Origin of the sequence: Microbacterium sp. Leaf351 (genome assembly GCF_001423825.1) — a bacterium.
Lineage (GTDB): Bacteria > Actinomycetota > Actinomycetes > Actinomycetales > Microbacteriaceae > Microbacterium > Microbacterium ginsengisoli.
Map to the genome: position 1 here is coordinate 131,475 of NZ_LMPK01000002.1, position 7,284 is coordinate 138,758.

The 7,284-nt window shown below is 74.0% G+C and carries 7 protein-coding genes and 1 pseudogene; 4 read left to right on the forward strand and 4 right to left on the reverse strand.

What is annotated here, in order from left to right; translation table 11 throughout:
* The 4 genes from ASG00_RS16205 to uraD form a co-directional block, all read right to left on the reverse strand.
* A partial coding sequence (locus tag ASG00_RS16205; protein WP_235559030.1) for an amidohydrolase family protein occupies positions 1-406 on the reverse strand: 406 nt, incomplete at its 3' end.
* Positions 403-1,599, reverse strand: a complete 1,197-nt coding sequence (hpxO, locus tag ASG00_RS01160) for an FAD-dependent urate hydroxylase HpxO (protein ID WP_056206308.1) — start codon at positions 1,597-1,599, stop codon at positions 403-405. The genes ASG00_RS16205 and hpxO, both read right to left, overlap by 4 nt.
* 117 nt (positions 1,600-1,716) lie before the next feature.
* Positions 1,717-2,040: a hydroxyisourate hydrolase gene (gene uraH / locus ASG00_RS01165; protein WP_056206228.1), complete on the reverse strand. Its 324-nt coding sequence runs from the start codon at positions 2,038-2,040 to the stop codon at positions 1,717-1,719.
* A complete protein-coding gene (gene uraD, locus ASG00_RS01170; protein ID WP_056206230.1) occupies positions 2,037-2,546 on the reverse strand; it encodes a 2-oxo-4-hydroxy-4-carboxy-5-ureidoimidazoline decarboxylase in 510 nt (169 codons plus the stop codon). Before uraD ends, uraH begins: the two co-directional genes overlap by 4 nt.
* Before the next feature lie 149 nt (positions 2,547-2,695).
* On the opposite strand from uraD, the gene allB reads away from it, so the two are divergent.
* The 4 genes and pseudogenes from allB to ASG00_RS16210 form a co-directional block, all read left to right on the forward strand.
* Positions 2,696-4,057, forward strand: coding sequence for an allantoinase AllB (gene allB / locus ASG00_RS01175; RefSeq protein WP_056206231.1), 1,362 nt, complete (start codon positions 2,696-2,698; stop codon positions 4,055-4,057).
* Positions 4,054-5,211 (forward strand): acetamidase/formamidase family protein, encoded by a 1,158-nt coding sequence (locus tag ASG00_RS01180; protein ID WP_056206233.1) that lies wholly within the window; start codon positions 4,054-4,056, stop codon positions 5,209-5,211. The genes allB and ASG00_RS01180 overlap by 4 nt, the downstream gene beginning before the upstream one ends.
* Before the next feature lie 112 nt (positions 5,212-5,323).
* A complete protein-coding gene (locus ASG00_RS01185) occupies positions 5,324-6,919 on the forward strand; it encodes an AtzH-like domain-containing protein (RefSeq protein ID WP_235557458.1) in 1,596 nt (531 codons plus the stop codon).
* A gap of 38 nt (positions 6,920-6,957) precedes the next feature.
* A pseudogene (locus tag ASG00_RS16210) lies at positions 6,958-7,284 on the forward strand (alanine--glyoxylate aminotransferase family protein); the annotation flags it as partial.

The following is a 7,284-nucleotide window of genomic DNA, read 5'->3' on the forward strand; positions in this document are numbered from 1 at the left end:
CGAACACCATCGCCGCCGTCGTGCCGACAGCAACCCGGCGGGCGACGAACGCCCGTGCGATCGCGTCGGCGAAGGCCGCGTCGGCGAGACGGGACTCGGCGGGGAACACGCAGTGCTCGAGCCATTCGAGCAGCTCGCCGCCCCCGAACGCGTCGGTGGTGAAGGTCTGCGGGAAGTGCAGGTGGGTGTCGACGAAGCCCGGCAGCAGCACGCCGCCGGTCTCGGTGACCGGGGCCTCGGCCCACTCGGCGGGAAGGTCGCGCCAGGCGCCCGAGAACGCGACGCGTCCGGTCGCGTCCACGACCAGCACCCCGTCGGGCTCGGAGACGAGCGCGGCATCGACGTCGCCCGCCGCGGGCGCGCCCGCGATGTGCACGAGGTGGCCGCGGTAGACCGCAGCGGTCACAGCAGCCCGCCGCCGAGGTTGACCGGGCTGTCCTCGACGTTGCCGACGATGCCGCGGATGATGCCGACGCCGTCGGCGCCCCGCAGGCTCTCGTACCAGGCGTCGGTCGCGGCCGGGTCGAACGCGTGGGTCTCCCAGGCGCGCTTGCGGGCGCGCAGCACGAGGTCGCCGGCACGCTCGGCGCGGATCTTCTCGTAGCGCCGCAGCGCGTCGGGGACGCCGAGGGTGTTGGTCGCGAACACGATGCCGAGCGCGAAGGAGTCCTCGAGCGCCGAGCACGCGCCCTGCCCGATGTCGGGCGACGTGTTGTGGGCCGCGTCGCCGAGGATCGCCACGCTGCCGCGCACCCACGTGTGGAAGGGGTCGATGTCCCAGATCTCCACCCGGTTGAGGGATGTCTCGGGGTCGATCGCCGCGATGAGCGCCTCGGCGCCCGGAGCCCAGCCGGCGAACGCCTCCTCGAGCGGACGCTTGCCGTCGGCCTGCTTGTCGTAGGGCAGACCCGAGGGCTGCGGGATGTCGACGAAGAAGTAGAACCGGTCGCCCGCCACCGGCATGACCGCGCAGCGCTTGCCGTCGGCGACGTAGGTCGTCCACTGGGTCGCCGACCCGATGCGCTCGTCGACGGGCACCAGGCCGTTGAAGTTCGTGTAGCCCGAGTAGGTGCGCTCGATGCGCGTGCCGCCCTCGTCGGCGCGGGTCACGTAGTCGCGCACGAGAGAACGGGCGCCGTCGGCCCCGATCAGCAGGTCGGCGGTGTCGGTCGTGCCGTCGGCGAACGTGGCGGTGACGATCCCGTCGGCCTCCGACACCGCGACGAGCTTGCGGCCGAGGTGCACGCGGTCGGTGCCGACGCGCTCCATCAGCAGCGCCTGCAGGTCGGCGCGCGCCACCGGGTAGGGGCGCTGCCCGGTCTGGGTCGTCACCGTCTCGAGTGAGAAGCGGCACATCTCGGCGCCGCCGAACCCCTCGTAGTAGGCCATGTCGTCCATGCGGCCGCCGAGGGCGGCGACCTCGTCGCCGAGGCCGAGCCAGTTGAGCACCTTCACGCCGTTGGACCACAGCGACAGGGCCGCCCCGACGGGCTTGTTCTCCCGCATCTGGTCGTAGACGACCACGTCGTGGCCGAGCTTCTGCAGGGCGAGGGCGGCACTGGTTCCGCCGATGCCGGCCCCGATGATGATCACGCGCATGGTCGGCACCCTAGGGTGCGCACATCACGGGCGCGTTTCGTGCCGGATGCCGCGGCCCGCGGCATCCCGCACCCGTCACGTCGACGCGGGCGGGCGGCGATCGACCGGCAGCGCGGGTCAGCTGCCGCGGTAGGTGGAGTAGGCGAACGGGCTCAGCAGCAGGGGCACGTGGTAGTGCGCGCGGCCCGGCTGCACGCGGAACGTGACGGCGACGTGCGGGTAGAACGTCTCGACGCCGACCGCCGCGAAGTACGGGCCGGTGAGGAACGTCAGCGTGTAATCGCCGGCCGTGAGCGCATCGGGTCCGAGCGCGAGCCGGCCGTCGCCGTCGGTGGCGCCCTGGGCGATGACCGCGCCGGAGGCGTGGGCGAGCACGACGCCGATACCCGACGCCGGAGCGCCCGTGGCGGCGTCGAGCACGTGGGTGGTGAGGTGGCTCATGCGGGGTCTCCTTCGGTGACGGCGGTGCGCAGGCGCAGCAGGGCGATCTCGGCGAGCTGGGCGGCGGCCTCGCGCTCCTCGGTCTCGGGGTCGTGGGCGAGGCGGCGGGTGAGGGCGGCGAGGATCTCCGCGGGTGTGCGGCCCGCCGCGCGGATGAGGAACACGCGCCCGAAGCGCTGCTCGTAGTCGCGGTTGCCCTGCGCGATCGCCGCGGTGACGTCGTCGTCGGCGGTCGCCATCGCGGCCTGCTCGGTTCGGGATGCCGCGGCCTCCGCGCCCGCGCCGTGCGGCTTCTCGCCGATGCGGGGGTGGTGGGCGAGGGCGGCGTCGAGGTCGGCGCGGGACCACGCACCCGCCGTCCGCGCGGCATGGTCGGCGAGGGCCCCGACCGTGCCGTACGGGCGGTGGGCGACGACATCCGTCACCCAGGCGGGGATCGCCGCCCACACCGAGACGACGGCCTCCGCGTCGCGCGCGGGCAGGGCGTCGAACTCGGCGATGCGCATGGCGTCACCCTATCCGGGCGGCAGGTGTCGCCTCGCGCCGATCCGGTGGCCGAGGCGGCCGCCGGATCGGCGAGAGAGGTCGCCCGCACGCGTCACAGAATGTTCATCCTGGTTACATCTGTGAAACGCACCGGCCCTAGGGTGGGGCCATGTCGCGCACGACCCCCGCCTTCACGATCGCGGCCCGCCGTGTGCTCGTCGCCGGAGGGTTCGACGAGGCATCCGTCTCGATCGTCGACGGCGTGATCGCCGCCATCAGGCCGTTCGACCCCGACGCCGACGTCGTCCTGCCCGACGACACCGTGCTGCTGCCGGGCCTCGTCGACTCGCACGTGCACCTCGACGAGCCGGGCCGCACCGAGTGGGAGGGCTTCGCCACCGGCACCGCCGCCGCCGCAGCCGGCGGCGTCACGACCCTCTTCGACATGCCGCTGAACAGCGTGCCGGTCACGACCACCCCCGAGGCGCTCGCCGCCAAGCGGGCCGCCGCCGCCGGCAAGCTCGCCGTCGACGTCGGCTACTGGGGCGGCGCCGTGCCCGAGAACCTCGGCTCCCTCGCCGACCTCGCCGCCGCCGGTGTCGTCGGCTTCAAGTGCTTCCTGTCGCCGTCGGGCATCGACGAGTTCGGCCACCTCGACGCCGACCAGCTCGAGGCGGCGCTCGCCGAGATCGCGACGTTCGACGGCGTGCTCATCGTGCACGCGGAAGACCCCGCCCACCTGCACGGCGACGGCGCGCTCGGCGTGCACTACGCCGACTTCCTCGCGACCCGCCCGCCGATGAGCGAGCAGGCGGCCATCGAGCAGGTCATCGAGGCCTCCCGCCGCACGGGTGGCCGCGCCCACATCGTGCACGTCTCCGACGGCGGCGCCCTCGACGCGGTGCGCGCCGCGAAGGCGGACGGTGTGCGCCTCACCGTCGAGACCTGCCCCCACTACCTGACCCTCGCCGCCGAGGATGTGCCAGACGGTGCGGGCGCCTTCAAGTGCTGCCCGCCGATCCGCGACCGCGCCAACCAGGACCTCCTGTGGGTGGGCGTGCTCGACGGCACGATCGACGCGATCGTCAGCGACCACTCGCCCTCGACCCGCGAGCTCAAGGAGCAGGGCGGCGGCGACTTCGGCCTCGCCTGGGGCGGGATCGCGGGGCTGCAGACCGGGCTCGCGGCGATCTGGACCGCGGCGGCGGGACGCGGCATCCCCCTCGAGCGCGTGCTCCCGCTCATGACCGAGGGCCCCGCGCGCATCGCCGGCCAGCCCGGCCTCGGCGAGATCGCCGTCGGCGCCCCCGCGCACCTCGCCGTCTTCGCGCCCGATCGCGCCTGGACGGTCGACGCGGCCGAGCTTGAGTACCGCAACAAGCTCTCGCCGTGGCACGGCCAGACCCTGACGGGCCGCGTCGAGCGCACCTATCTCGCCGGGCACGAGGTCTTCCGCCTCGGCGAGGGGGTCGGCGTGCGAGCCGGCGCCGAGATCCTGCACACCCTGCGACCCACGGGAGCGGAACGATGACGTTCGAGATCCTCCAGCCCCACACCGGACCCATCCCGGCCGACGTCTACCTGCCGGCGAGCCTCGAGACGGTCACGTGGGGGCGCCTGCCCTCGCGCGCCGACGCGCCCGTGCTCACCGTTCCCGCGGGCACCACGGTGACGATCGACACGGTCAGCCACGAGGGCATCCTCGAGGACCAGGGCAAGGACCCGCTCGGCTACTTCACCGGTCACGGGGTGGTCGCGGCATCCGTGCTCGACGACGCCGTCGCGATCGCCGCGGCGCTCTCGCGCGACCCCGCCGTCGACGGACCCCACGTCGTCACCGGGCCCGTGCGCATCGACGGCGCCCGCCGCGGCGACCTGCTGAAGATCACCGTCGTCGCCCTGCAGCCGCGGGTGCCGTACGGGGTCATCTCGAACCGGCACGGCAAGGGCGCGCTTCCCGGCGAGCTGCCGCGCGGCGAGGGCACGATGAGCGTCTTCACCCCGGTGGAGGACCGCGACGGATGCCTCGTCGGCACCCTCCCGCTCACCGACGGCGGTCCGCGCGTGGTGGAGTTCCCGCTCGCGCCGTTCCTCGGCACCATGGGCGTCGCGCCCGACAGCGACGAGCGCCCCCACTCGGTGCCGCCCTCGAACTTCGGCGGCAACATCGACATCAAGCTGCTCACCGAGGGCTCGGTGCTCTACCTGCCCGTGCAGGTCGACGGCGCCCTCGCCTACGTCGGAGACCCGCACTTCGCTCAGGGCGACGGCGAGGTCGCGCTCACCGCGCTCGAGGCGTCGCTGCGGGCGACGCTGCGCTTCGACGTCGTGCCGCGCGCCGAGGCGCTCGCCGCCTTCGGCGACGTGCTCGGCCCGCTCGTCGAGACCGCCGACTACCTCGTGCCGACAGGCCTCGACCGCGACCTCAATGAGGCGATGCGCGCCTGCGTGCGGGCGGCGCTCGCGCTCATCCAGGCGCGCTGGGGCATGTCCGAGCACCTCGCCTATGCCTACCTGTCGGCGGCGACGGACTTCGACATCTCTCAGGTCGTCGACATCGTCACCGGCGTGCACGCGCGCATCCGAGTGGCGGACTTCGCCGCGGTACCGGCGGTGCCTGCGGCGCCCGCCGCGGCTGCCGCGGCTGGACCGCAGGAGAACGCGCCGGAACAGGACCACACGTGACGAAGCGTCCTGTGCACGAGAGTTCGCCTGTTCTCACGGCGAGGGTCGCGCGCGCCGCGGCCAGGGTCGCGGGCGCGGCACAGGCCACGACCACGGATGCCCCGGGGGTGCCGTGAGCCGCGACATCCCCGATGCCCTCTTCACCGCGTTCGACCGGTACGAGCGGGCGATCCTCGACAACGATCTCGCCGTGCTCGACGAGCTGTTCGCCCCCGGACCCGGCACCCTCCGCGGCGACGCGGCGGGCCTGCTCGTCGGTCACGACGCGATCAGCGCGTTCCGCGGGGTGCGGGGCGGGGTGCCGCCGCGCGAGATCGAGCGCATCGAGTACCGAGAGCTGGCGCCGGATGTCGCGCTGCTCGTGTCGATCTCGCGCTACCGCGGCGGCGGCACCGGCCTGCAGACGCAGATCTGGGAGCGCCTCGACGGCCGCTGGATGATCACCGCGGCCCATGTCACCCCGCGCGCGCAGGCGCTCGACCGGTCGGTGTGGCGCTCGGTCGGCGACCCGCTGCTGCAGGGCGCATGGGAGGGGCCGCTCGACGGTCTCACCGTCGCCGTCAAGGACCTCTTCGCCATCAAGGGCTATCGCATCGGTGCCGGCAACCCGACCTTCCTCGAGACGGCCCGCCCCGAGACGGCGAACGCCGCCGCCGTGTCGGAGCTGCTGCGCGGCGGGGCGTCGCTGCGGGGAATCGCCCGCACCGACGAGTTCGCCTATTCGATCGCCGGCGACAACGCCCATTACGGCACCCCGCCCAACGGCGCCCTCGCTGGTGCCCTGCCCGGCGGGTCGTCGAGCGGCCCGGCGACGGCCGTCGCCACCGGGCAGGCGTCGGTGGGGCTCGCGACCGACACGGCCGGCTCCATCCGTGTTCCCGCCTCCTACCAGGGGCTCTGGGGACTGCGCACGACCCACGGTCTCGTGCCGCGCCAGGGGCTGCTGCCCCTCGCCCAGTCGTTCGACACGATCGGCTGGCTCACCCGCGACGGCGACACCCTGCAGCGGGTCGTCGACTGGTCGCTGAGCTACGACGGGTCGACCTCGACCGAGAGCGTCTTCGGCGAGTCGGGCGCCGATCTGCCCGCCCGCCTGCTCGTGCCCGACGAGATCGTCGAGGCCGCCGAGCCCGAGACCCGTGCGGCCTTCGAGGCGCTGCTCGCCCGCATCGCCGGCCTCGATGACGCGCCGAGCCTTCGCCGGGTCAGCGTCGGATCCCTCGACGACTACCTGGCCGCGTTCCGCACCGTGCAGGGCGCCGAGGCCTGGCGCAACAACGCCGAGTGGGTGCGCGCGCACCCGACCGCGCTGGGCGCCGCCGTCGCCGAACGGTTCCGCATCGCGGCATCCGTCACCCGCGACGACGAGACCGCGGCACGCGCCGCCCTCGAGCCGCTCCGCGACCACGTGCAGAGTCTGGTACGCGACGCCGTGCTGGTGCTGCCGACCGTGCCCGGCCCCGCGCCCATGCGCACCTCCGACGGCGACCGCGTCGACGCGGTGCGCCAGGCGACCCTGCGCATGACCGCCCCCGCCGCCGTCGGCGGCGCGCCCGCGATCTCGGTGCCGCTGCTCACCGTGCCCTCGCAGCTCGGACCCGCCCCCGTCGGCGTCTGCTTCGTCTCCCGGCCGGGCACGGATGTCGCGCTGGTGCGCTTCGCGCGTCGTCTCGCCGCCGGCCTCGCCCTCCGAAAGGACCTCCCGTGACACTCCCCGGCCCGATCGACCCGCCCGCGCGCCTGCTGATGGGGCCCGGCCCCATCTCGGCGTACCCGAGCGTGCTGCGGGCCATGTCGGCGCCGCTCGTCGGGCAGTACGACCCGTTCATGACGCAGGCGATGGCCGAGACCCAACAGCTCTACCGCGAGGTCTGGGCGACAGGCAACGAGGCGACCCTGCTCATAGACGGCACCTCGCGTGCCGGCATCGAGGCGGCGATCGTCTCGCTCGTGCGCCCGGGCGACCGGGTGCTCGTGCCCGTGTTCGGGCGGTTCGGGCACCTGCTCGCCGAGATCGCCGAGCGTGCGCTCGCGGAGGTGCACACGATCGAGACCGCCTGGGGCCAGGTGTTC